Source organism: Spirosoma agri, assembly GCF_010747415.1.
In the GTDB taxonomy this organism is placed as follows: domain Bacteria; phylum Bacteroidota; class Bacteroidia; order Cytophagales; family Spirosomataceae; genus Spirosoma; species Spirosoma agri.
Genome location: NZ_JAAGNZ010000001.1, coordinates 3,732,872 through 3,753,486 on the forward strand (window position 1 = coordinate 3,732,872; position 20,615 = coordinate 3,753,486).

Sequence of the window (20,615 nt, forward strand, 5' to 3'; positions counted from 1 at the left end):
CTATGAGTTAGCGATGCGGCTTACCAGATCCGCCCACTGAGCTTCGGTTCGTTTTTTGAGTCGGGGTGCCGACTGGCCCCGCCGTTTTTTCTCGCCCGGCAGCCGGAGCACGTCCTGACTGTCGATGGCGGGGGTTTTCTCGCCCCGGTTGATGTTGTAGAGCAGCGCGTAGAGCTCCCGGAAGTAGATACCCTGCGGGTTGGTCCGCCGGTAGTAGCCGGCCAGCATCCGCTCGAAGTCGGCGGGCGTGGTCTCCCAGAACTCTCCGGACCGCAGGCCTATTTCGTATCCGGTTTCTTGGAGGGCTTCCCAGTCAGTGGGTTTCCGTCTTCGCCCAGCCCCAGCAGCCCGTTTACCCGGGCGCTTACGTTTGGGAGTCGCTCGAAGGCGCTGCGGGAGGCCACCAGCACTTTAGCCAGATCCTCGTCCGACATGGCATCCATCAGCTCGTAGACGTCATCGACCTTAAAATTGTCGGCCAGCGCGTTCTGGTCGAAGCGGCACATCAGGCCCGCCCAGAGCGTGAGTGCAATGGTTTCGATGTTGCCCGTCAGACCCTCGCCGTGTTTTTCGACGAGTTTGGCGGCCAGCATGCCGAATTTGAAGGTAAAGGGTTTACCGTTGATGAAAACGACGATCTCGCCGTTGGTTAGTTCAGTAGGTTTCATGGGGTCAATCGTTACGGATGGGTCACTCGGGTTTTCTAAAAAAACCTACTAATTCACTTCTGCTTTAGTAGGTTTTTTCTCGGTTCCTGGCTGGTTTACGACAGTGTGGAGCGGGTCGGCAGCTGAAAGAAATTGAACTTGGCCCCGCCCGTGGCATCACCCTTCTGGGGGCCTTTGCGCGAAAAGCCGTTGAAAAAGCCCTGGCCCGTGTAAACCGGATCGCCTGCCTTATCGCCCACCGAATACTTCAGATCGATCGTCGCTGCGGTATCGTTCCACTGCTGAATCTCGTCGTCGGAGACGTTGGTGGCCTTGTCGCCGGTGGCGTAGTTGCGCACGATATGCTCGATCGAGAGCGTAGGCACGGCGATATCGCCCGAGGGGCTTTTGGTGGTACCCGACCGGCAGGCCGTTTCTTCGACTTCGGCCCCGGGCGAATCCAGATCGGCGGCCGTCATGCAGCCAAAGAGGATGTAGTCGGTACCGCCCGGCTTTTTGATGAGAACAATAATTTCCCTGCCTTTCACAAGGGTATTGGTGCGTGCAGCAGCTGCCATCTTACAGTTTGGTTACGGTTAAATCGAAAATCAATCGTTTATAAAAAGCACTGATCTCGGGGTCGGCCTCGTCGAAATCGTCGTCGTTGGTCTCGATGCTGACCAGGTAGCCCAGATGAATGCCATCATAGCGGTTCAGTACCTCCACAAGCGTATCGGCCAGTCCCTCGATCTCTTCGGAATTATTGGCAATGGCCCCGATCTCCAGTAGTCCCTGCTTGGTCGCCGAACCACCCCGGCAGCCGAGCGGCCGCAGCCCCTTGGTATTGTAGTACAGGGCCGGAAACGCGCTCGCCTGCTCAAAGACGACCGGCGTGACCCGGCCCCCGTGCAGAGCCAGCAGATCGGGTTGCGTGCTCAGCAAATCGTACAGGGCATTACCAATTCGGTTTGTACTCATCGGCGTAATTCAGTTTCAACCACGGCCTGGGCAATTTGGCCGATGCCCGCTTCGATCAGGGGTGTACCCCGGCTTTCGGTGCGGGCCAAAAAATCATTGACGCCCACCCGGTGGATATTGGGCCGGGTAATCCAGTGGGTTCGCCAGCCGGCGTAGCCCCGTTTTTTGCTGGCCCCGACCAGCACCCGGGCCACTTCACCCGGGCCGCCCGGCACAATCAGAATCCGCAGGCTGCGTTTAGTAGCGCCACCCTTGTCGTACGTGCTATCCCGCTTCAGCTTGCCCGACCGGAGCCGGCGCGTCAACTGGGAGCGGAACGTTCGACGACCGACGGGCACTTCCTGCCGGGCAATGCCCAGAACCGGCTGCGTAGCCGTTTTAAGCGTTTTGCCCATTAGCCGGGCATCGAAGACACGGCCCACCCTGGCCAGCGTTCGATCCATCGCATAGAGCTCCGTCGAGTCGGTTTGAATGCGCATCAGTCATGTTTCTGGGCTTCGATGATGAGCCACTGCCGACGTCCCTCGCCCTCGCGGACGTTAAGAATATCGTAGCGAACCCCCTCGCAGTAAAGAATCATCGTTTCCAGCACGCCCGTGCGGTAGCGCAGATCGAATTCAACCGTGCCGAAGGCCGTCTCGCGGGAAGCCTGGGCCGAGCCCGAGCCGTCCCCACCCGTTTCAACGCCCCCGGTTTCGCGTTTACGACAGGGCACGTTTTGGGCGAAGGGCGATGGTGATTCACCAATCTTTTCGCCTTTGCCGTTTTTGTGGGCGTCTTTGGTAAACAGGTCCAGCGTCCGATCCAGGTTGCCGGCTTGTAAGGGCTTGGCCATCGTTACAGTATGGGTAAAACGTAATCCTTGATGAGCCACTCGGCGTGCGAGGGCACTTCCTTTTTCTCGTCCGATCGGATGTCATACCAGCGCCCGATCAGCAGCCGAATGGCCTGCACGATATCGGCCGGCACACTCGTTGGCTCGTAGCCCGCCCGGTAGCTGACGCGGATCCGGGACACACCCGTAATCATCTGCGCTAACGGGTAAAATGTCAGTTCGCCCGTCTCCGTCCAGTCGTAGCTGGAAGCATCCAGTGTGACCCAGTCCGCAGAACCCATCAGCCGATACTCGATTTTGGTCACGCTGAGCACGTTCAGACTGGGCAGATCAGCTTGCAGGCCAAACCCCTCCCCGAAGGCGAAATAATCCCGGGCAAAAATGGGCTGCTTGCACATTGTTTCGATCCGGGCCATCGCCGACCGCATCAGATCCGCTGCCACCCCTAGTTCCGCCATCGCTCCGACATCGGTGCGCAGCCATTCGCAGGCGGTAGCCAGATCCATGACAGGATCAAGCGGAACGGCGGGGTTTTGCGGGCGGGCGGTGAGCATTACTTGTTGCGGGTTTCGCCTTTTGGTTTGGCAGTAGCCGTCTGACCAGTTGGGTTCAGCTTCGCCGTTTCACCCGAAGGCTCTGCGGTCGCCGTCTGGACTTCTTCGGCCAATCCGTGTTTGACCAGATCGGCTCCTACTGCCGGGTCAACTCCTTCAACCACCTGGTCTTGATGGAAGGAGTAGTTGACGCCGGAGCAGGAGGTTGTTAGTTTAATCGTCATGGTTAGGCTGCTGCGTGCTGCATGAATTTAACGGCGCTCGTATTCATCAGCCGGGCATCAGTGCGCATAAAGCCCACGTAAGCCGTCTGGTTGAATTCAGCGAAGCGCTCCGTTAACCGGATGATCAGTGGTTGCGCTACGTTCCGGATGACGTACTTGTTAAAATCGCCAAAGCCAACCGACTTCGCGCTCGCTCCGATATCCGCCAGGTCGTCGTTGATCACGTACTGGTAGCCCCAGATCGTGTCGGGTGCGCCCTTCTGTATATCGCCCAGCTGCCAGACGTAGCGGCCCTGGTTGTCCTTTAGTTTGCGAATAGCCGCTAGCGTCAGATCATTGAGCGTGTACTTACCGTTTTTGCGGTACGCCCGGTTTACCGAGTGCAGCAAATCGATCAAATTGTCAGCCGTGAGCGCGGTTGCCGCCACGTTCGTGTTGAACACGCCCGCGTTGATGATGACGCCTTCGGGTTTGTTGGTACCGTCGGCTTTGGTGTAGTGCTCATTCTGAATCCGGCCAAAGCGAATGCCCATGGCTTCGGTGATCAGCGCACCCAGATTGAACGCACTATCTTGAATCAGAGCGTTATCTACTTTGATCACGTCCGAGGTGTAGGTGAATGCGCTCAGCGTTTTGTTACCAAAACCAAGGTCGGTCGAGCCCGTGGTCGCATCGGTGCCGGAGGCCAGCAAACGACCTTTGGTCGCCGTGTCGTCCATGGTTGGCCAGTCGACCGTGGCGCCCGTACCTGTACCCCAAGTGCGGCCTAGTTCCAACATACCGCCGTAGGCTTTCAGCGCAATTTCGAGTTCGTTGGAAAACTCGCGGGGTACCGTGTAGCCGCCCGCTGCGCCCGATCCTGCACTCTGGGCCCGGGTTTCACCGCCATTGACGTCTACTGCTTTTTGAAAACCACCCAAGGCCCGCTTTTCGGCTTCGGTCAAGTCAGCAATACCATGACGCAGATACGCATCAAACGCCTGCCGATGGGCCGTCTCCGCCGTTTTGTCGTCCGTTTTAGCGCGTTTTTCCTCTTCAGCCTTGTTAGCCGTTTCGGCTACTGAGCGCTGATCAGCTTCTTCGCGCTGGTAGTGCGAAATTTGCCGGTCAATGTCGGCAATGTCCGAATCGTGTTTGTCGAACTGGCTGCGCTCCTCGGCCGAGAACGAGCGGCTATTCTCCGCGTCTGCCTTGTCGATGAGTGACCGTTGTTCCGCGACAATACGCCCTTTCTTTTCCTGAAGGGCTTTCAGTTTGTCTTTTGACATAGTTATAAAGAGTTACGATGGGCAGTATTTTTCGCTTTATACCAGTCCAAGGAATGCCCTTGTGTTTCCTCCGACTGGATGTTTTCAGACGACTCCGCGGAGCGCGTCTCTGGATTTTCGGTAGTGGGTTGCTGGGTCGCCGCTTCGCCGGCTGGCTTAGCGCTACGCTCGGCATCGACGGGCGTTTCGGGCGTTTCGACGACAGCTTCCTGAAGCTCGGCGATCGTTTCTTCGATCCAGCTTTGCGAATAGATCAGATCGCTCAGCCGGCCCGCAGCCAGGCGCTTGACATTCTTGTCGGTCAGCTTGGGAATGCCCTGCGAGACGAAATCGATCTGGGTTTGCAACTGGGCAACCATGCCCGTCAGAAACGCCTGGTCATTGTCGTTAAGCTGTTTCTTTTCGCGCATATACAAGCCGCGTGTCGTGGCTTCTTCGGCAGAGATGCCCGCGTAGGAACGCGTCGAAGCCGCTACGCCAATGGTGGTTTGCAGATAAGCCGCCCGGGTCACCAGCGAAAGGTCCATCAGCTTGCTGATCTTCTCGACGTAGCGGTAGAGTACGTTATCCTTGGTTTCCCAGCGGTCCTTGGCCACAAAGAACTTAAAGCTCATGCCCCGGATATCACCCCGGTTGACCCAGACCTCACAGTCGTTGCCAACGGTGTTCTCGGGCTTGAGAATCCGCACGTCCACGCCCGTTTCGGTGGTTTTAAAACTCAGCGTTCCCGAATAATTCGCGCCCAGCAGCCGGTTCTCGTCGTGATTGAACACGGCCAGCACCTCCGACAGATCGGTGTCATCGTCGATGGCACCCGGCTCGATGATTTCCTGAAATACGCCCCGCTTCTGATCGTAGAGCGGCCGCGAGGGTTGATTGAAGACGATACCGGTACCGACAAAGAATTTGCCCCCACCTTCGGTAGCGGACCGCTCTTCGACGGTGATACTGGTTTTATAGAGCCGTTCTTCAACGGTGGCGACTAGCTCGTTCATGCGTCAGTAGATGGTTTAGGGTCGGCGGGGTCGGGTTTACCGTCACCCACTTTGGGTTTTGCTTCACCCATATGCGAATCGGCGGTCACCTTTTGCATGTTCATCTGGGTGAAGGTGTCGTCCAGATTCGGTTTGCGGTTCATGTTGCTGCGCCGGCGGATCTCGTTCGGCGTAATGGAGGCCGTGTTGAAGAGCGCTTGGATCTTGGTGGCTTCGGCCGTGGAATCTCCCCGCAGCAGAAAATCAAAATCAAAGACAACCTCTTTGACTTCCTTATCGTCTTCGGCAATCAGCTTACTTTCGAATTCCTGCCGAACCTGCTCAGTCCAGGGCAAAATGGTGTCAGTAATAAACTCCTTGTTCTGGTGCTCGATGTTGTTATTCGTCGAGCGGTCGAGCTTGCCAATCTTGTGCTGGGGTACTCCGTACATCCGGGCGATATCTTCCACCTGGAAGTTGCGCGTCTCGATGAACTGGGCGTGGTTGGGCGGAATGGTGACCGGTTTATAGGTCATGCCGTCTTCCAGAATCAGCGGCTTGTGGGCGTTGCTGAGGCCCGCCTGCCGCTCGGCAAACTGCTTGCGCAGCCGGTCGATCGCGCCCGAGTCTTTGAAGGTTTTTCCCGTCTCCAGCACGCCCATACCCCCCGCCCCCTGGCCGAAGAACTTGCCGCCGAACTCCTCGGCCGCCAGCGATAGCCCGATGCCGTTGGCAAACAGCTCGATGGGACTTTTGCCCTCGATGCCGTTGGTACCCGGGCACTTGAGGTGAATGATATCCCGCTTGTTGACAATCTCCCCGAACACGGTGTAGTACAGATAGCGCGTGCGGCCCATGTTGACGTAGATGGGCTGACACTCACCGGGCTCCAAAAAGCGCACGCCGATCGGCTTCATGTAGGTATCGCGCTCAATGAAGGCGTAGGAATTACCCCGGGCCAGGCACGTAGCTACCAGCATGTTCATAAAATTGAAGCGGTTCATCAGCTCGTCGAGCCCGTAGATGAACAGCTGCTGCAAGGGATCTTTCTTGTCCAGATCCCGGCCGTACTCGGTTTCTTTGTAGACGCCGATGGGCAGCATGGCGATGGTCGACGCAATGCGGTTGATACAGGCGTAGACCGCCGATACGCGCATGGCTGATTCGGGGGTGACCGCAACCCCGGCATGGGAAACGCTGGGCGCTCCGCCGTACACATCCGCCCAGGAAGTCATGGCGGACAGGGGAACGGCTGGGTTTTCGAGGGAGCGGGATTCCGAACCGGAACTCTCCCCAGTATACGCAACGGGCAAAGCAGGAGCATCGGACGAACCGGCCCCTGTTAGTAAATTCCTCGCCCACGTTGCGAATCCCGCCATTCTGCCCTTTGAGAGACCCGAAATTGAGCGGTTTGCACCGGGATTTATCTAGTGGATTGGCTAGATAACGCGAGTTTTATGACTTTTCCCCGGCTGAACTTGGAATAGCCGTCGAAAAAATCATCCCGATCGGCAAAACAGCGGCCGCGCTGGAGGTATTGCTCGTAGAGTGCCTCCGTTTGCTCGTAAGCCCTTGTTTTCAGGCCCCGTTTGGTGCGGGTGGTGCCCCAGATCAGGGCCAGTTGACCCTCGTAGACCCGGTAAAAACCGGCCCGCGTCTGGAAAAACAGGCAGAATTCGAGCGCTTTGCGGGCCGATTCGCACAGCGGCAGGGTTGGCAGCTCAGGCATGGCGCTGAGCGGTTACGATAGCCGAAATGGGCACATGCAATGTTTTCAGGCGCATTTCGGTGCCGATCACGGTCAATTTGCCCCGTTTGGTCGCCAGAATGGCCGCTTCGCCCCGACTCTCCAGCACCAGGTAGGGGATGTTGTCGGTTTCCAGGCCAACGACCCGGCCTTCCAGCGTATAGGGAATGGATGCCACTTCGGGGCCAGACGGTGTATAGCGCTGGCGATCCCCATCGGGCAGGCCTTTGTAATAAATTGAGGTCGGCGCTGTGCGGCAGCGCAGGTCAACCTGCATCCCGGGGGTGAAGCGGGCCAGTTCGGAAAGAGTCATTCAAGTACAGTTACGGTTACGGCAGACTCTTTCGAGCTGATGTAAAAGTAGCCGACTTGTTTAGCGAAATCGTCTCATTCTGCGCCGTTTTTGGTTGCAGAATGAGACGATTATCAACTGAAATTTTGTATATACCTACGACTTACTTCTTCTCGAAGTCGCCGGGTATCTCGGCGTTGGTTTTTAGTTGGGTCTGAATAAGCCGATGACTGTTCGGGGGCGAACTGGAGACTTTATCTTCGTAGGCAATAAAGAAAAAGACAGGGCTTTCCGTACTAAGGATCTGGTAGATTCCGGTAAAGTCTGCCAGGTCATAGTTGACCACCGCATTTCTGGGATCGAAGTTGAGTCCATCCACATTTTGGATGTACCCCTTGTCTTTCGCGTCCGTGCCCTCAAAGATGAGTCGGGCGTTGTAGCGGATGCCGTGCTGAAGAGCCTTGCTGATCAGCTTGATTTCGTAGCGGGTACTGATGTCCCGGTAGGCGGTGACGGTATAACTTTCAATTTCAACCTGTATAGAGGCCATGCACGTATGGATTAGATTTTGCCCGAAGTAAATCATAATCCAATAACACCGACGAATCTGTTTAGCAAGCGGTTATCCTGTTTTATGACCAGTAAGTCAAGCCCTTACCCACGCCGGTACAACACCCGCTTAAAGGTGGCCAGCGCAAACGGCAGCTGGTGCCGGTGCAGCTGCTCATAGTGCTCCTTCGCCCAGTCGAACCGCTCGCTAATGGTCCTCAGCCGGTGATTGCGCATGGCCGGCTCGTAGAATTGTTTCAGAAATTGTTCTTCCAGGGTAGGCAGTGGGTGCATAAAGTCCAGTAAGGGGTTATAATTCGATGAATCCGCGACTGTCATACACGTTACCGCCCACCTCGTTGCGATCCATCATCCAGCCGGCCATGCTCATGATGCCCGACACGATGCCATCGACCTTATCAGGGGCCCGGCGGGGGTCTTTGGTGATCTTGATGTTGCCGTTGGTGTCGGTAATGGGAATGGCATTGCGCATCATCCACTGGGCAATGGGGTTCATGCCGTGGTTGAAGCGCTCCTGAAGCACCAGATCCCGAAACGCTTTGGTGGGCTCGGCGAACATGGGCATCGTCTGGGGAAATTCCAGCGCCGGCACGCCCCCTTTTTCCTGCACGGTCAGCGCCGTCGAGGTCGCATTGTAGCGATCGTACGTCATGCTCTGAATATCGTAGAGGGGCTTTAGGGGTAACACCATCTCTTCGATCTGGCGCGGATCGATCACGTTGCCGTCCAGCACGGTAATGAGCCCGTTTTTCTTCCAGTCCCGTAGATTGTGCAGCCCGTCGGATATCCGGTTGTCGAATTTGAAGCTCGGGATCCAGAACCACCACAGTATGTGGTGAATGCCGGGTACTTTCAGGGGTGAGCGCAAATAGAGCAGCTTGTCTTTCTGCTCATCGGTCAGCTCCTCGTCGTACTCCCACCAGTTCTCCGGCGGAAAATACAGCGAGTAGGCGCAAAAATCGTTGGTCGCTCCCATGTCCAGCCCCGCCCAGGCTTTACGGCCCTCCAGCATGGCCGGATCGAATTTGCTACCCGACTTGATCCAGATCGAATCCGGAATAAACACCTGGGGCGCATCGCACCACCAGTTTAGATTCAGCGTCTTGAAACTGACGATACCCTCCTCCCCTTTCAAATACTGCGCGTCGCGTTCCTCGACGAGCGTTTCGAGGTTAATGATACCGCCTTTACAAAGCATCGGGTTGGATTTGATCCACGTATCGGGCCGCTCGATCTCGTCTTCCGAGTCCTGGGAGTAGATGACCACGAAGAACGAATCGTTGTGTACCGACCCATTCAGGATAGGCATGTACACTTTGAACTCGGCCTGAAAGCAGGGCCATTCTTTGTGGCTGCCCCGGGTAGTGACAATGCTCATGATGGGCTCATCTTTTTTGATCAGACCCGAGGTGAGCTTGTTGAGCATTTTGTCGTCTTCGAACTCGTGGTACTCGTCGATCACTGCATAACTCGGTCGGGTACCATCAGCCGTTTTGGGGTTTGACGTTAAAAACCCAAACTTGGCGTTACTCGACGGGTTGAAAATGCGCTCAGCGGATGCCTTCAAATAATCCTGCAATTCAGGTGATGAGTTGAGCATCAGTACCGCATCATCGAAAGCAATTTTGGCCTGCGCTTCCTTGGTAGCCGATACGTAGGCCTCGGCGTTGGTTAGTCCTTCGACCGTCAAGTGATAGAGGATCTGGAGCGATTCGATCGGGGTTTTCCCGCTACCTCGGGCGCAACTCTTATACTTCCGGCGAAACCGTCGAAACCCGTTTTCCCGCTTCCAGCCGTAGAACACATATAACTCCCACACCTGAAAGGGGAACAGATGCAGCGGCTTTTCGGGGCCGATGTTGACGCAATCGGCAAAGTCGAGCATTTTCTGGCCCGCGTCATGATCGAAATACAGTCCCCGTTTGTGGCCGTTCTTCAGATCATCCCGCTGGCGTTTGACGGCCTTGATCAGTAGATCACCTGCCAGCAGCCGGCCGGAAAGAATGTCTTCTTCGTACTGGTACGCAATCTCGTTGTACTCCACGTTACGGTATAGAGGTAATCAGTTAGTTGCCACCCATTAATTTCCCCAGCTTCGATTTGGGCTTGGTATCCACGGCACCCGCTCCCATGGTCAGCCGGGTGCGGGCCGCCGGGGTAAAGCCGAACTGGGTGGCCAGCTTCAGGGCTTCGTTGAGCGCATCCTTGCGAAGGCCGGTGAACGGATTCTTTTGCACCCGCACGACCAGCCCCTCTTTGCTTTTGATCGCAATCACGGCACCCTTCGCTTTCACCTGAGCGTCGTATTCCCAGTAATTGGATACCTCATTACAGTAAGCCGCGATCAGGCTTAAATCCGTGCCGGCCAAATTGCCCGTATCGTGCAGCCAGCGGCAGACAACCCCCCACTCGCGAACGCCCCACTCGCCCAGCCCTTCGGGCGGATCAGGAATGTGGGCCAGCAAATCGGGTTGCACCTCGTTGGGCATAGCCCGGTCTGGCCGATAAGTACCTTCCAGCACTTTAACGGCCGTAGGTTTGGCGGGTCGTCCGGGGCCCATCAGCTACGCTTTTTTAAGAATTCGTGCACGATGACCATCAGCGCTTCCCCGTCGGTCTCTTTTACCTGCTCCAACTCACGCTCCATTTTGGCCGTGGTCAATGCCCGTTTGAGTTCTGTCTGCTGGAAAGTGCTCAGCTGAAAGGTTATTTTATCACTTTCCCGCTCCACCTTTTCGCCGGCTTCCTCTTCTTGCTCATCCTCGAACACCGAAAAGCCCCACGAGTCCAGATCGATACCGTGCTCTGCGCCCAGTTCCGCAATCACCACCGAATCAAAGTCCAGATTAACTTGGCTGATCTTGTTGTCGGCCAGCGCCAGTTTGCGTCCCTGCTTGCTGTCGATATCCAGATCCGTACGCTGCACCACGATCAGTTTGGTACCGTCCGAGGGTACGATGATCACGTCGTTCATGCCGATCGCAGCAGCGGTTTCGAGGGTTTTATTGCCCGCGATCACGTTGCCGTGTTTGTCGGCCAGAATCGAGCGGCCAGCCCCCAGTTCACGCAGTGATTTCTCAAGCAGGTGCTGGCCGAATTCTTTACCTTTATTAGCGTTTTTCTGGTCCGGCGTCAAGTCTTTGATCGTTCCGGCTTTGAGATTGTTCATGGGGTCGTTACGGTGAATAAACGGCAATTAATTTTAGGTCGAAACGGCAGGTTACTCCCTATGGAAATCAGTGGCTTAACTAGTTGCAACAGGCCCCGAGTAAGTGTGAATATTGACGCGCGCTTTTTTTGGGGATAGCTACGGTCGCAAAGCCGGCTCGCTTTGAGGATTTAACCCACCCCTACCCCTTGCTGGCGTCGTCCGCTGTCTGGTGCTCCGGCGGCACTCTCGAAGCCTCTATAGCAGCATGTGCTTCGTCCTTCGAATCATACACATTCACCAGCATCGTTAGCCTAAGTCGGGTTGAAGCTTTACCCTGTGCGGCAGCAAGCGGCTGCTCAAGCGTAGCATCAATGATACGTGGGACAACCTGCCCTTGCTGATCTAGTACAATGATGACTCCCTTCTGTAGATAGACACTGTAAGCTTGATTGAGATGGCGTGTCTTTAGGTGGCTTATGTCTTCGTTTTGCATAGTAACTAAGTTTGGCTTCGTTTGCGTAGGCCATTGAAAGATCTCGACTTTTCGTACTGGACTGGGGCTTCAGTAACGTAATCCCGTTCGGTCACCGCTTCCCTTTCTGAATTAGCTTCAACAGTTTCACCTATCTTCCGTTTACCACTTGCCACATCAGTTACTCGATCGATCGTTTCAATCGCTTCGTCAATACCAGCGAAGCCCGTCTTACCACGGGTAGGTTCTTTCACAGCCCCCTCCTGTTCAGCGGCTGGCTCGGCTTGCCACTTAATGGCTACTTCACCACCACCCAACACTTCCATTATAGGCTTGCTGCCAGCGGGCGGCTGGATAATACCGGTACGCTTATCAACGATGTCCAGATCAGCCGTTGAGGCTACAGCAAACCGGCCCGGATAGTCGATAACATCGTCAACTGTTTGCTTGATCAGGTATAAAACGCGCAACGCTGTTTCCGGATAGCCCTGATTCTTGTAGCGCAGATAGTCGTTGACCAGATCATGCAGCAGCGGCACTTCTTTGGGCATTGGGGGTGGGTTCATCATCGGGGTAGCTCTTCGGTGAGTGAATCAACGTGGTGCGTGGTGCTGCTCTTGCCTGACCGGGTGGTGTAGTCGTAGCTGACCTTGCCTTTGCAGGTCGTAAAGTACACATCCCGGCCACCATCGTTGAACCGGTACACTTTGCAACCATCGACTTCTAAAAGCAACATGGTGAGCTGGCCGGGGTTGTTGGTGGTGACCACATCGATGGGCGTCATTTTGCTTTTGCAGCTGGCTGCGATAAGCACGAGAGCCAATAAGGTAAAGATGCGTTTCATAAGGTACGGTTAGTGGTAAAGAACGGTTTACTGCGCTTTCGCCTGGTGGCGCTCCTTGGCCGACTTGGTCTGGTGACACTTTAGGCACAAACTGTTATAATTCTCGGGATCCCACGGCTCACCACCCTGATTGATGGATCTGATGTGGTCGGTGATGGTCGCCACGGTCAGTTTGCCGGCGGCTTCGCAGTGCACGCAGAAGGGGTGAGCCCGCAAATGATTCTTCGAGGTGCGTTTCCAGCGGGAGGAGCCGTAGATCTCCCGGTTTGGATTCTCCCGGCCCTGGTTAGCGGCAGCGGGCACTATTCCCCTGGAGGAGGGGCGTTTGACTTTAAAAACGGTGGGCATTGAACCAATTGATAAGGGCATCCAAAAATATAGAAAATATCTATAGGATAATAAATTAAATCAATTGTCTCGATAAGTAGTTGTACGGGGTTAAGCTAGTCCGTCAGGGAGTAGGGAAACGAAGTGTTTACCGGTTAGCGGGAACAGGGCAGCCGCTAGTTCGCGGGCCTAACGTTCCAGTTCGTCAGCGGTGGGTGGAGTGGGTTGATCGTTCATAAGGGTACTCAAGGTAACTTATGAAGAAGTGGCGGCTTGTTATACACAAAAGCCCGGCTAGTAGCTGGGCCCTGTTATCCTCTCTATCCAAAATAATGTTTTAACCTAGTTAAAAGCACATTTGGCTTCTTCCTACTTGAAGGTTAGTAGGAAAGAAAAGAGCCCAGCGCAAGGCATCGGGCTTTTCGGATCTATCCACGCCGCGCATGAGAAGTGAATCCCGTGCGCACAAGGTAACTATCAAAGCTACTGTTCAGAATACGGCTGGCAAAATGGTAACTTGGGCCGAAGTAAACCCCTCCTATTTGAAGCTGATATGAATGAACAACGGGTAGCTAACCAACCACTAAAGCTTGATGCGAGGGACATTAACAGAACTCTGCGCGCAACTAAGCTTGCCATTGATGATTCTAAGAAACGCCTTGCCGAGTCAGTACATAGGCAGCAAGCCCTTAGTAATAAGCTTGCGGGTCTTTACCTGAAAATAGATGTACTGGGCGAGTTTATTCAAAAACTGAAAACTGATTGGGGTGTAATTTAAGGGAGCCTCCAATTGGTATTTAGCTAGTGTACAATAGACACTTAGGCTTATCGGGTTTACATGGAAACCAATCGTTGTCAATTGACTCTAAGCTAAGAATTACATTCAGGGGGTATTACTCTTTGTAAATCGCCTGTTGCAGTGCGGACAATAGTACGAAGATCGAGAATGCATTTTTGATCTAGGTTCCTTGCGGAGCAGATGAGCGCAGCGGGGACAGTTGGCTTTAGAGCTGAGCTTAAAGTACAAAAAGCTGCTGGCCGTCAAAGCACTAGTGAGCATACTGATAGGTAAGAGTGCATCCATACGAGTAGTTTATAATAGGTGTATTTTTACATAAATGTATGCTTAACAATCAATTAGTTAACATATAGCAATAAAAGAAAACTTAATATTTATTATTAGGTAAATGTACTAAGATATAAGTAAGTATAAATCTTGAAAATGACCTAGGTGATAGAACATAAAAAAGCCGAACCCTAGTAGAGTCCGGCTTAGTTAACTATCTCGTAGTATTCTATATAATAGACCTCTCTTATATAGTAAAGGTTCCTCCGCTTAATATATTTTGGTAGAATTTCATGGAAAGAGTTTGTGAAAAAATTAATACAGTAACTACATTGCTTTCGTGTTTACACGTCTATCTCGTTGTATTCGGCACAGTCAGGTTGCCCGAAGGCAACCTGACTGTTTTTGGTTTAACAAATCGCAACCAGTATATAGCATAGACTTTCTGATTTACTCAGTAGTGGCCCCTGAAAAGGGGTATGTAACGTTAAGTGTATACAAAAGCCGCCTCCCTTCTGGATGCGGCTTTTTTTGTTTTTAGTTGGAGTTACCCAAGCTGGCGAGGTAGTTGTAGTTAATAGTCTAGGTAGGCAGACAAACGCTCACTAACGCGCCGTTGTCCAGCTTTTGCCTGTTTCAATTGCTTACGGTAAAGGGTCATTTGCATTTCAAAACGGATATAACAGGACTCCCAGTAAGCGGTACGGGGTAGCCGGTGAATACGACCCTCCGTTTTTCTGATAGCAGCTTCAAGCCAATCGATTCGGGTTTGATACGTTTCATGCAAACGCCCGGAACAACTGGTAAGCAGTTGATGAGTGGCCGATTGGGGATTAACAGACTCATTAAGAAGAGTAGTCCATTCGACTTCAAGTTTTCTGATATGGGACGCGATTGGCTCACCATCGAAGGCTTCGGACGGTAGAGGCGTACGAAGGCCATTATCAAGGAGGTGAACGTGTACGACGATCCCGCCAGTCCTCACAAACTCACTAAGCACATCGAAGGTTTCTTCCAATGTGGAGAGTTGGGAGGAAAAAGGCCGAAATTGGCCCTCATTATCCATTGTTACGAATACTAAGATCATGCAGGTCGAAAAGTAGGGTATCGTAAGCGTTGAGGTATAAAGCTAACGGTTAAACTACAATTAGAAAACGATGGGGGGTTATCTATCAAATGGGTTAGGTAAAGGGCTACGATTAAGCGTTACGCAACTGGCGAGATACGTGTATATTCACTAAAACGATCGATCAATAAAACGCCCGGTAGCGTAGGCTGATCGGGCGGGTAAAGCAAACCATACTCGCAAACCTCTATTTCTTATCCACGAGCTGCTTGACCAGCTGCTTGAGTTCATCAATCTCTTTCTGTTGCTCTTGATTTTCCTTCAGTCTTTGCTGATCACTTTGCTGCAATTGCCGATTGGTTTTTTCCAGCTGAATGCTATACAGGGTCAGTTCCTCGATCTTGGCTAATAGCTTGGCATCCGTCTTGTGCAGATCATTACCCTGCTCAACCATCTCTTTGGCCGAGGGTACACCGGGCAGATGCTCATGCTCTTGAATGTACTGCTCAACCTGAGACAGGGGTTGCAATGCATAACCCGGCTTGAAGACGTAATCACTCCACTCGCTAGTGTTCTTGACGGCTACCTTCACCTTTTCGGTTAGAATACCTTTGCTCACAAACAGATTGTAGTCCGTTGGCGTCTTATCCACGCCCTGACCGATAATGATCGATTCCCCGTTGGTGCTCTGCAAGAATGATCCTTTCCGCTGCCACAGGGCATCCGCAGCGCCTTCGCGAGCTGAACCATTCAGGCTGCCCAGAATCACGTTACCAGAACCGTCCACTGTCAGAAACTTGGTCTGATTAGTCACGCTGGCGTTATTGCCGATAGTTAAATTCTGTAAGCGAAGACCTGATGTGCCATTCACGCCGGTACTGATGTGTAGCTTGGCCGAAGGAGCCCCCGTACCAATACCAACGTTGGCATTGGCTCCCAAGACGATACTGTTGCTCTGGCTAACCCGAGCACGAGCACCGATGGCGGTAGCATTAGTCAGGTTAGGTGTGTCAGGTGTAACATCAGCCGCAAAGCCAATGAAGACGTTTTCATCGTTACGGCTTTCTACACCCGCGAAACGGCCAATGGCCACGTTGTGAGTGCCTGTACTGTTGCGCAGTAGTGAGCCATCGCCAATGGCCGTATTGCCCAGGCCAGTGGTGGTGGTACTGCCCGACGCGTTCCCCATGAACAGGTTGTATGAACTGGTAGTGTTGTAGCCTGCCTGTTGACCCAAAAACATATTACCTGTACCAGTAGAGTTGGTGTAGCCAGCCGCACTACCAATAAAGACGTTGGCCTGACCAGTAGTATTGCCATAACCCGCCTGATAACCCATGAACGTATTCTGGGATCCGGTTGAATTGCTACTCCCCGTTGAGGCACCCACAAATGTATTATTAGCGCCCGCATTCGTGGTATAACCTGCACCGCTACCGATAAACGTATTTTGGGATCCTCTATCATTGCTGTAACCAGCTTGGCCCCCCAAAAATGTATTGCTGAAGCCCGTGGTATTACTGATGCCGGTTAGAGAGCCATAAAAAGCATTTTGCGAGCCGGTTGTCGTTGAATAACCGGCCTGGTTACCCGTAAAGGTGTTGTCGGAACCTGTCGAGTTATAGTAGCCGGCTGAGCTGCCTAGGAAGACATTTCGGCCACCGCTCGTATTAGTGTAGCCAGAGCTACTACCCAGGAAGGTATTTGTTGTACCTGTATTGTTTTTGTAGCCTGAAAAATAGCCGATGAACGTGTTGTCATTACTGCCCGCATTGGTTCGACCGGCTGAATGACCTAGAAAAACATTTCTCTCGCCATAGTTACTGAAGCCTGCTTCGTTGCCAATAAACGTATTGTAGCTTTTATCAACATTGTTGAAGCCGGCAGCGTAACCAATGAAGATATTTTCCAAACCCGACGTAATGCTGTAACCTGAGCGAGACCCCATACTGACATTACGGCTACCCGATCTGTTGTTATGCCCTGCATTAAAGCCAACGAATGTATTTTCATGGGCGTTTTGCGAGCTTTGACCAGCCCAATAGCCTAAAAAGGTATTGCTACTGCCATTAACGGCAGTAGCCGTCATTGGGCCAATCAGTGTATTGTAAAAACCGGTACCGGTCGAGTTGGATTCAGTAATTACGTAATTGCCTTGTGCCTGCACCAACCCAGGCAGCATAAGCAACAGAAAAACCAGTGAAAAGTAGAGTCGTTTCATACTATATAAGATTATAATTTAATAGCCTAAGCTAACAGAGATAGTTGTAGCAAATTCCAAGCAGCTATCCTTTTTACTTTTCGGCACTGTCCGTTCTAGTTTAAGTAACATTACTGGAATAGAGTAGCTCCTTAGTTCTTACAACAAAAACGCCCGGCTCAAGATGACCGGGCGTTTCCTCTTCTATCCACACCATATTTAGACGAGGTATCGCCGTCTATAGACGGGAATCCGGTCTAATGTCGTCTAGGCTCGTCTAAGCCTTTGTTCGGTTTTAGGTAGGATGATTAAGATACCCGGCCACAAGCGCAGCCGGGTAGTCTGCTTCTATCCACACCCTGATAGCTATTCGCTACCAGATATCGTTAGGCCCACCGGAGCAGGCGCTGTATCGTATCGCGGGTCTGGGCCCGCGTTGGTTTGACTCGTTTGTATCTGGGAAAGCGCCAGCGAACATTTATTTCCTTAGAAACCTTGACAATCTCTCCAGTTAACGGATCCGGAAACCAGAAATGCAACCAAGTTGTGTAATTATAAGATTCACCTTCATTGACTGACGCAGGCCCTTTTATGGTGTAATACGGATCGTTCATGCGAAGAATAGTTTATACTGACCGCGATGATCGACTCTTGCTTCGGGTTCATCGGCGATAACTGGCTTTGCAACTTGTTGACCGAAATACACTTCGGGGCCAACAAACACCAACTCTCTATTACCACATTTTACCTGCATACCTTCGTAAGAACGTCTCCGGTTGCCTTTATCAACCTCAACAAAATGATTTATGTACCTTAAAGGCTTCAGTTCGCCTTTATAGCTAGATAGGTCCACGACCCGCTGGCAGTCAATAACTTTCCAGCCTTGATTGCCCCCCTTTGATACGGCACCCGTGGCCACCCATTCCTCATTTTGCCACATGAACGTTTGACATTTGCCGCCATCGACAATGCTTTGGCAGGATATCTTTTTGTCCATCTCCTTGAATTTGGCCTCAGGGACAAATACGGTAGCATCGTAGTAGCTCATAGCTCAGAATAACATGAGTTGACCTTTGCTACCGACCTGCGGATCCGGCACCACGACAGGCTTGGCTACAAGTAGGGCTTCTAGCTTGATTTGCTGCTGCTTCAGCTGATACCCTGCCGTAACCGGGTGGTTGTGCGGCTGATTGAAGTGATAGCCCAGTTCATGCGCGATGATCGTATTTCCCTCGATCGCCAGATTGAACCACGTCAGACAGTGATTATGCACGTGGTAGCCACACAGACAGAAGTAGGCCAGCTGGAGGGTATGGTAGCCGGCCCCGTTGCTGTAGAACGATAAGCGGGCATTATGCTTCTGCTGACAGGGCAAACCCGTTTTGATCCAGCCCATGTCCAGCCCCACGATCGTGCCAGTGCTGTACTCCTGCTTCGTTGCTGTTACGTGGATCTGGCCGAGTTCGGGGGTAACGACGATGAACGAATCCCCGTCGCGGAAGGACTGTTTATTGACCAAGTAGGTGTTCATAGCTCTTTATCTTTTTTCTGACCCATTCGACGTGTTCCTGCAATAGAGTCTCAACCTGTTGCCAGGCCTCGACCTCCGTTAATTTGGCTTCCAACAGCTGAACGCCATCGGTGTAGTACGGCCGGCGGTTGCTGATCACCCCGTCCTGATCCGGTGGGTGCAGCAGCGTGTAGAAGTTGCGACCCGGCACCTGCCCGGCGAACGACCAGGCTTTGACCTCTACCCCGTCCGGGAGGTAGATCACGGTGCCGTACTCAAGTGCTTTGAGTTCGTCGGCCGTCATAGACTGATCTTTTTACAGTTATCGGCTGACACGGTCTTCTTCGACTCAGAGGCCTTATCGGGCTGAACAATGAGTTTACCCCCGTCTGTCCAGTGAATCACCGTCGCTTTGTAAGTACCCCGAACGTGGCCCTTCACAAGCTTTGTAACCGATACCCGGTCGCCGGGCTTAATGACGGGTGATTTCATAGCTAGAGAGAGCAGCGTGCTTGACGACGACTTTGTGGGGTTGACCGAACAGGCCAGGGCGAACGGGCTGGCTCGTCTGCTGTACGGTATTCAGGCAAATACGGTAGGTGTAGGCAGCCAGCAGGAATAGGGCGACGGGGATAACTTTTGTCATGATTGAGGTTGATTTAGATTGTATCGACTTAGTCGACATGCAAATGTAGCAAGTATATTTGTTACAATCAATACTATTAAACAAATATTATTGTTTATTTTTGTCCATCAACTCAAAGCTGCTTACTATTATGACAAAATTACTTGTTATGGCAATTGAGGCCGAGATTAAAGGTCAATGGTTAAGGGAGGCTATCGAGTTACAAGGTGATACCCTAAAAGAGTGTGCGTCTAAAATGGGACTGAGCTACCCGACCACAGTTTACAATCATGCCAACGATGTGAGCTATATGGGGGCAAAGCTTTTGGCAGGTTTAGCACAAGTTTATCCAAGCATCAATCTTCACTATATTCTTACTGGGGTGGGGTTGCCGAAGCTCTCACTAGGCTCTGATTTTTCCAGCCTAACGGATGATGCGCGTACGGCTTATGAAGCAAACAAGCGCATAGTTGATCATCTGAAAGCTTTTGATGACTTATGAGAACCTATTTCATTTATATACTATCAGACCCCAGAGATAATAGAGTGCGTTATGTTGGCTGTACGCTTAATCCAAAGAGTAGGCTCATTAGCCACATTTCTGGCAAAAGTGGATTTAAGCGTGCAGAATGGATCGACGAACTTAAGGTTTGTAATTTAATCCCGACTCTTACTGTTGTGTCAACGAGCCATGAAAAGCAGGCTGCCGTTTTAGAGGAAATTAGGGTCTATAAACTATATGATCCAAGTGACCTGGTTTGCGAAAACCCAGAAAGATTTAAATATTCTCAGGCCTCCAGTAAATACGAAAAGGCCAAGGGGTTGTTAGCCACAAGTCAAACCGATATCCTCGATTTCCTAAAATCGACACGATGGCTGAATATCGACTGGGTTGCAAACCAAATGTGGCCTAACAACAAAAGTGCAAACACTTACCTCAGCCGTAAGCTCAGCGGAGAACGACCCTTTACTCGAAAGGACGCTTTGTTGGCAAAAGATGTATTGAATAAATTGGGTGTGACACTGACAGAATTGTCAGTTGCGGATGTCTATAAATAGACGCCCACTAATGGAAGAATAGCCGATGCGGGCGAGTTTGTGGGCGAGCCAAAAATAAAAAAGCCGTTACTTTGGATGTAACGGCCTGATAATCAAGTGCACTCGTAGGGATTCGAACCCCAAACCTCCTGATCCGTAGTCAGGTGCTCTATCCAATTGAGCTACGAATGCATTTCCCGTTGATTGGGAGTGCAAAAGTAGACAAG

33 protein-coding genes and 1 tRNA gene are annotated in these 20,615 nt (G+C 52.3%); 4 read left to right on the top strand and 30 right to left on the bottom strand.

The window, feature by feature from the left end; genetic code table 11:
• The 11 genes from GK091_RS15565 to GK091_RS15615 all read right to left on the bottom strand — a co-directional run bounded on the left by GK091_RS15565 (window position 1) and on the right by GK091_RS15615 (window position 6,637).
• Complete coding sequence (locus GK091_RS15565) at window positions 1-228, bottom strand: hypothetical protein (protein ID WP_164040027.1); 228 nt, start codon at window positions 226-228, stop codon at window positions 1-3.
• Window positions 229-278: 50 nt separating this feature from the next.
• Window positions 279-668: a hypothetical protein gene (locus GK091_RS15570; protein ID WP_164040030.1), complete on the bottom strand. Its 390-nt coding sequence runs from the start codon at window positions 666-668 to the stop codon at window positions 279-281.
• A 95-nt stretch (window positions 669-763) separates the two neighbouring features.
• Entirely contained in the window at window positions 764-1,225 is a 462-nt protein-coding gene (locus GK091_RS15575) for a hypothetical protein (RefSeq protein ID WP_164040032.1), read from the bottom strand.
• A gap of 1 nt (window position 1,226) precedes the next feature.
• Window positions 1,227-1,625 carry a hypothetical protein gene (locus GK091_RS15580; protein WP_164040034.1) on the bottom strand — a complete coding sequence of 133 codons (399 nt, stop codon included), beginning with the start codon at window positions 1,623-1,625 and terminating at the stop codon, window positions 1,227-1,229.
• A complete protein-coding gene (locus tag GK091_RS15585) occupies window positions 1,622-2,104 on the bottom strand; it encodes a hypothetical protein (protein WP_164040036.1) in 483 nt (160 codons plus the stop codon). The genes GK091_RS15580 and GK091_RS15585 overlap by 4 nt, the downstream gene beginning before the upstream one ends.
• Window positions 2,104-2,460, bottom strand: a complete 357-nt coding sequence (locus tag GK091_RS15590; protein WP_164040038.1) for a phage head completion protein — start codon at window positions 2,458-2,460, stop codon at window positions 2,104-2,106. The genes GK091_RS15585 and GK091_RS15590 overlap by 1 nt, the downstream gene beginning before the upstream one ends.
• 2 nt (window positions 2,461-2,462) lie before the next feature.
• Window positions 2,463-3,014 (bottom strand): head-tail connector protein, encoded by a 552-nt coding sequence (locus tag GK091_RS15595; RefSeq protein WP_164040040.1) that lies wholly within the window; start codon window positions 3,012-3,014, stop codon window positions 2,463-2,465.
• Window positions 3,014-3,238 carry a hypothetical protein gene (locus tag GK091_RS15600; RefSeq protein ID WP_164040041.1) on the bottom strand — a complete coding sequence of 75 codons (225 nt, stop codon included), beginning with the start codon at window positions 3,236-3,238 and terminating at the stop codon, window positions 3,014-3,016. Before GK091_RS15600 ends, GK091_RS15595 begins: the two co-directional genes overlap by 1 nt.
• 2 nt (window positions 3,239-3,240) lie before the next feature.
• Entirely contained in the window at window positions 3,241-4,506 is a 1,266-nt protein-coding gene (locus GK091_RS15605; protein ID WP_164040044.1) for a phage major capsid protein, read from the bottom strand.
• Window positions 4,507-4,508: 2 nt separating this feature from the next.
• A complete protein-coding gene (locus GK091_RS15610) occupies window positions 4,509-5,501 on the bottom strand; it encodes an HK97 family phage prohead protease (protein WP_164040046.1) in 993 nt (330 codons plus the stop codon).
• The gene (locus GK091_RS15615) at window positions 5,498-6,637 is read right to left on the bottom strand and encodes a phage portal protein (protein WP_164040048.1); all 1,140 of its coding nucleotides are present in this window, start codon (window positions 6,635-6,637) and stop codon (window positions 5,498-5,500) included. The genes GK091_RS15610 and GK091_RS15615 overlap by 4 nt, the downstream gene beginning before the upstream one ends.
• Between GK091_RS15615 and GK091_RS15620 the strand changes: the two genes are divergently transcribed.
• Window positions 6,636-6,911 (top strand): hypothetical protein, encoded by a 276-nt coding sequence (locus GK091_RS15620; protein WP_164040050.1) that lies wholly within the window; start codon window positions 6,636-6,638, stop codon window positions 6,909-6,911. The genes GK091_RS15615 and GK091_RS15620 overlap by 2 nt on opposite strands.
• On the opposite strand, the gene GK091_RS15625 is transcribed toward GK091_RS15620, so the two are convergent.
• From GK091_RS15625 to GK091_RS15675, 11 genes are all read right to left on the bottom strand, one after another.
• A complete protein-coding gene (locus GK091_RS15625; RefSeq protein ID WP_164040052.1) occupies window positions 6,904-7,209 on the bottom strand; it encodes a hypothetical protein in 306 nt (101 codons plus the stop codon). The genes GK091_RS15620 and GK091_RS15625 overlap by 8 nt on opposite strands.
• Window positions 7,202-7,540 (bottom strand): hypothetical protein, encoded by a 339-nt coding sequence (locus GK091_RS15630; RefSeq protein ID WP_164040055.1) that lies wholly within the window; start codon window positions 7,538-7,540, stop codon window positions 7,202-7,204. Before GK091_RS15630 ends, GK091_RS15625 begins: the two co-directional genes overlap by 8 nt.
• A gap of 142 nt (window positions 7,541-7,682) precedes the next feature.
• Window positions 7,683-8,069 (bottom strand): hypothetical protein, encoded by a 387-nt coding sequence (locus GK091_RS15635; protein WP_164040057.1) that lies wholly within the window; start codon window positions 8,067-8,069, stop codon window positions 7,683-7,685.
• A gap of 104 nt (window positions 8,070-8,173) precedes the next feature.
• Complete coding sequence (locus GK091_RS15640; protein WP_164040060.1) at window positions 8,174-8,362, bottom strand: hypothetical protein; 189 nt, start codon at window positions 8,360-8,362, stop codon at window positions 8,174-8,176.
• A gap of 16 nt (window positions 8,363-8,378) precedes the next feature.
• Window positions 8,379-10,133, bottom strand: a complete 1,755-nt coding sequence (locus GK091_RS15645) for a terminase large subunit (protein ID WP_164040064.1) — start codon at window positions 10,131-10,133, stop codon at window positions 8,379-8,381.
• Between the two features lie 22 nt (window positions 10,134-10,155).
• Complete coding sequence (locus GK091_RS15650) at window positions 10,156-10,650, bottom strand: phage terminase small subunit P27 family (protein WP_164040067.1); 495 nt, start codon at window positions 10,648-10,650, stop codon at window positions 10,156-10,158.
• Window positions 10,650-11,258, bottom strand: a complete 609-nt coding sequence (locus tag GK091_RS15655; protein WP_164040068.1) for a ParB N-terminal domain-containing protein — start codon at window positions 11,256-11,258, stop codon at window positions 10,650-10,652. Before GK091_RS15655 ends, GK091_RS15650 begins: the two co-directional genes overlap by 1 nt.
• Window positions 11,259-11,439: 181 nt before the next feature.
• Complete coding sequence (locus GK091_RS15660; RefSeq protein WP_164040070.1) at window positions 11,440-11,733, bottom strand: hypothetical protein; 294 nt, start codon at window positions 11,731-11,733, stop codon at window positions 11,440-11,442.
• A gap of 5 nt (window positions 11,734-11,738) precedes the next feature.
• Window positions 11,739-12,281: a hypothetical protein gene (locus GK091_RS15665; RefSeq protein WP_164040071.1), complete on the bottom strand. Its 543-nt coding sequence runs from the start codon at window positions 12,279-12,281 to the stop codon at window positions 11,739-11,741.
• Entirely contained in the window at window positions 12,278-12,556 is a 279-nt protein-coding gene (locus GK091_RS15670) for a DUF4884 domain-containing protein (protein WP_164040073.1), read from the bottom strand. Before GK091_RS15670 ends, GK091_RS15665 begins: the two co-directional genes overlap by 4 nt.
• 27 nt (window positions 12,557-12,583) lie before the next feature.
• Window positions 12,584-12,904, bottom strand: a complete 321-nt coding sequence (locus GK091_RS15675) for an HNH endonuclease (protein ID WP_164040075.1) — start codon at window positions 12,902-12,904, stop codon at window positions 12,584-12,586.
• 532 nt (window positions 12,905-13,436) lie between these two features.
• Here GK091_RS15675 and GK091_RS15680 point away from each other — a divergent pair.
• Window positions 13,437-13,661 (top strand): hypothetical protein, encoded by a 225-nt coding sequence (locus GK091_RS15680; protein ID WP_164040077.1) that lies wholly within the window; start codon window positions 13,437-13,439, stop codon window positions 13,659-13,661.
• An 862-nt stretch (window positions 13,662-14,523) separates the two neighbouring features.
• On the opposite strand, the gene GK091_RS15685 is transcribed toward GK091_RS15680, so the two are convergent.
• From GK091_RS15685 to GK091_RS15715, 7 genes are all read right to left on the bottom strand, one after another.
• The gene (locus tag GK091_RS15685; RefSeq protein ID WP_164040079.1) at window positions 14,524-14,967 is read right to left on the bottom strand and encodes a hypothetical protein; all 444 of its coding nucleotides are present in this window, start codon (window positions 14,965-14,967) and stop codon (window positions 14,524-14,526) included.
• 295 nt (window positions 14,968-15,262) lie between these two features.
• A complete protein-coding gene (locus GK091_RS15690; protein WP_212592963.1) occupies window positions 15,263-17,236 on the bottom strand; it encodes a TMF family protein in 1,974 nt (657 codons plus the stop codon).
• A gap of 589 nt (window positions 17,237-17,825) precedes the next feature.
• Window positions 17,826-18,263: a hypothetical protein gene (locus GK091_RS15695; protein WP_164040081.1), complete on the bottom strand. Its 438-nt coding sequence runs from the start codon at window positions 18,261-18,263 to the stop codon at window positions 17,826-17,828.
• 3 nt (window positions 18,264-18,266) lie between these two features.
• Window positions 18,267-18,746 (bottom strand): hypothetical protein, encoded by a 480-nt coding sequence (locus tag GK091_RS15700; protein ID WP_164040083.1) that lies wholly within the window; start codon window positions 18,744-18,746, stop codon window positions 18,267-18,269.
• On the bottom strand, window positions 18,724-19,029 hold the full coding sequence (locus GK091_RS15705) for a hypothetical protein (RefSeq protein ID WP_164040086.1): 306 nt from the start codon (window positions 19,027-19,029) through the stop codon (window positions 18,724-18,726). Before GK091_RS15705 ends, GK091_RS15700 begins: the two co-directional genes overlap by 23 nt.
• Window positions 19,026-19,217: a hypothetical protein gene (locus tag GK091_RS15710; RefSeq protein ID WP_164040088.1), complete on the bottom strand. Its 192-nt coding sequence runs from the start codon at window positions 19,215-19,217 to the stop codon at window positions 19,026-19,028. The genes GK091_RS15705 and GK091_RS15710 overlap by 4 nt, the downstream gene beginning before the upstream one ends.
• Window positions 19,198-19,371, bottom strand: coding sequence for a hypothetical protein (locus GK091_RS15715; protein WP_164040089.1), 174 nt, complete (start codon window positions 19,369-19,371; stop codon window positions 19,198-19,200). The genes GK091_RS15710 and GK091_RS15715 overlap by 20 nt, the downstream gene beginning before the upstream one ends.
• Before the next feature lie 130 nt (window positions 19,372-19,501).
• Between GK091_RS15715 and GK091_RS15720 the strand changes: the two genes are divergently transcribed.
• Both GK091_RS15720 and GK091_RS15725 read left to right on the top strand, forming a co-directional pair.
• On the top strand, window positions 19,502-19,852 hold the full coding sequence (locus GK091_RS15720; RefSeq protein WP_164040093.1) for a hypothetical protein: 351 nt from the start codon (window positions 19,502-19,504) through the stop codon (window positions 19,850-19,852).
• The gene (locus GK091_RS15725; protein WP_164040096.1) at window positions 19,849-20,409 is read left to right on the top strand and encodes a GIY-YIG nuclease family protein; all 561 of its coding nucleotides are present in this window, start codon (window positions 19,849-19,851) and stop codon (window positions 20,407-20,409) included. The genes GK091_RS15720 and GK091_RS15725 overlap by 4 nt, the downstream gene beginning before the upstream one ends.
• Before the next feature lie 97 nt (window positions 20,410-20,506).
• Here GK091_RS15725 and GK091_RS15730 read toward each other — a convergent pair.
• Window positions 20,507-20,580: transfer RNA gene (locus GK091_RS15730), tRNA-Arg, on the bottom strand.
• Between the last annotated feature and the right edge of the window lie 35 nt (window positions 20,581-20,615).

What these genes read in the sequence shown, in the direction of transcription:
- GK091_RS15590 (WP_164040038.1), bottom strand. Translation starts at nt 2,460, where the DNA reads ATGGCCAAGCCCTTACAAGCCGGCAACCTGGATCGGACGCTGGACCTG.
- GK091_RS15585 (WP_164040036.1), bottom strand. Translation starts at nt 2,104, where the DNA reads ATGCGCATTCAAACCGACTCGACGGAGCTCTATGCGATGGATCGAACG.
- GK091_RS15595 (WP_164040040.1), bottom strand. Translation starts at nt 3,014, where the DNA reads ATGCTCACCGCCCGCCCGCAAAACCCCGCCGTTCCGCTTGATCCTGTC.
- GK091_RS15660 (WP_164040070.1), bottom strand. Translation starts at nt 11,733, where the DNA reads ATGCAAAACGAAGACATAAGCCACCTAAAGACACGCCATCTCAATCAA.
- GK091_RS15665 (WP_164040071.1), bottom strand. Translation starts at nt 12,281, where the DNA reads ATGATGAACCCACCCCCAATGCCCAAAGAAGTGCCGCTGCTGCATGAT.
- GK091_RS15710 (WP_164040088.1), bottom strand. Translation starts at nt 19,217, where the DNA reads ATGAAATCACCCGTCATTAAGCCCGGCGACCGGGTATCGGTTACAAAG.
- GK091_RS15680 (WP_164040077.1), top strand. Translation starts at nt 13,437, where the DNA reads ATGAATGAACAACGGGTAGCTAACCAACCACTAAAGCTTGATGCGAGG.
- GK091_RS15700 (WP_164040083.1), bottom strand. Translation starts at nt 18,746, where the DNA reads ATGAACACCTACTTGGTCAATAAACAGTCCTTCCGCGACGGGGATTCG.
- GK091_RS15640 (WP_164040060.1), bottom strand. Translation starts at nt 8,362, where the DNA reads ATGCACCCACTGCCTACCCTGGAAGAACAATTTCTGAAACAATTCTAC.
- GK091_RS15570 (WP_164040030.1), bottom strand. Translation starts at nt 668, where the DNA reads ATGAAACCTACTGAACTAACCAACGGCGAGATCGTCGTTTTCATCAAC.
- GK091_RS15620 (WP_164040050.1), top strand. Translation starts at nt 6,636, where the DNA reads ATGGCTGATTCGGGGGTGACCGCAACCCCGGCATGGGAAACGCTGGGC.
- GK091_RS15690 (WP_212592963.1), bottom strand. Translation starts at nt 17,236, where the DNA reads ATGAAACGACTCTACTTTTCACTGGTTTTTCTGTTGCTTATGCTGCCT.
- GK091_RS15650 (WP_164040067.1), bottom strand. Translation starts at nt 10,650, where the DNA reads ATGGGCCCCGGACGACCCGCCAAACCTACGGCCGTTAAAGTGCTGGAA.
- GK091_RS15615 (WP_164040048.1), bottom strand. Translation starts at nt 6,637, where the DNA reads ATGCGCGTATCGGCGGTCTACGCCTGTATCAACCGCATTGCGTCGACC.
- GK091_RS15575 (WP_164040032.1), bottom strand. Translation starts at nt 1,225, where the DNA reads ATGGCAGCTGCTGCACGCACCAATACCCTTGTGAAAGGCAGGGAAATT.
- GK091_RS15635 (WP_164040057.1), bottom strand. Translation starts at nt 8,069, where the DNA reads ATGGCCTCTATACAGGTTGAAATTGAAAGTTATACCGTCACCGCCTAC.
- GK091_RS15605 (WP_164040044.1), bottom strand. Translation starts at nt 4,506, where the DNA reads ATGTCAAAAGACAAACTGAAAGCCCTTCAGGAAAAGAAAGGGCGTATT.
- GK091_RS15565 (WP_164040027.1), bottom strand. Translation starts at nt 228, where the DNA reads ATGCTGGCCGGCTACTACCGGCGGACCAACCCGCAGGGTATCTACTTC.
- GK091_RS15720 (WP_164040093.1), top strand. Translation starts at nt 19,502, where the DNA reads ATGACAAAATTACTTGTTATGGCAATTGAGGCCGAGATTAAAGGTCAA.
- GK091_RS15655 (WP_164040068.1), bottom strand. Translation starts at nt 11,258, where the DNA reads ATGAACAATCTCAAAGCCGGAACGATCAAAGACTTGACGCCGGACCAG.
- GK091_RS15715 (WP_164040089.1), bottom strand. Translation starts at nt 19,371, where the DNA reads ATGACAAAAGTTATCCCCGTCGCCCTATTCCTGCTGGCTGCCTACACC.
- GK091_RS15695 (WP_164040081.1), bottom strand. Translation starts at nt 18,263, where the DNA reads ATGAGCTACTACGATGCTACCGTATTTGTCCCTGAGGCCAAATTCAAG.
- GK091_RS15625 (WP_164040052.1), bottom strand. Translation starts at nt 7,209, where the DNA reads ATGCCTGAGCTGCCAACCCTGCCGCTGTGCGAATCGGCCCGCAAAGCG.
- GK091_RS15670 (WP_164040073.1), bottom strand. Translation starts at nt 12,556, where the DNA reads ATGAAACGCATCTTTACCTTATTGGCTCTCGTGCTTATCGCAGCCAGC.
- GK091_RS15610 (WP_164040046.1), bottom strand. Translation starts at nt 5,501, where the DNA reads ATGAACGAGCTAGTCGCCACCGTTGAAGAACGGCTCTATAAAACCAGT.
- GK091_RS15705 (WP_164040086.1), bottom strand. Translation starts at nt 19,029, where the DNA reads ATGACGGCCGACGAACTCAAAGCACTTGAGTACGGCACCGTGATCTAC.
- GK091_RS15580 (WP_164040034.1), bottom strand. Translation starts at nt 1,625, where the DNA reads ATGAGTACAAACCGAATTGGTAATGCCCTGTACGATTTGCTGAGCACG.
- GK091_RS15600 (WP_164040041.1), bottom strand. Translation starts at nt 3,238, where the DNA reads ATGACGATTAAACTAACAACCTCCTGCTCCGGCGTCAACTACTCCTTC.
- GK091_RS15725 (WP_164040096.1), top strand. Translation starts at nt 19,849, where the DNA reads ATGAGAACCTATTTCATTTATATACTATCAGACCCCAGAGATAATAGA.
- GK091_RS15675 (WP_164040075.1), bottom strand. Translation starts at nt 12,904, where the DNA reads ATGCCCACCGTTTTTAAAGTCAAACGCCCCTCCTCCAGGGGAATAGTG.
- GK091_RS15630 (WP_164040055.1), bottom strand. Translation starts at nt 7,540, where the DNA reads ATGACTCTTTCCGAACTGGCCCGCTTCACCCCCGGGATGCAGGTTGAC.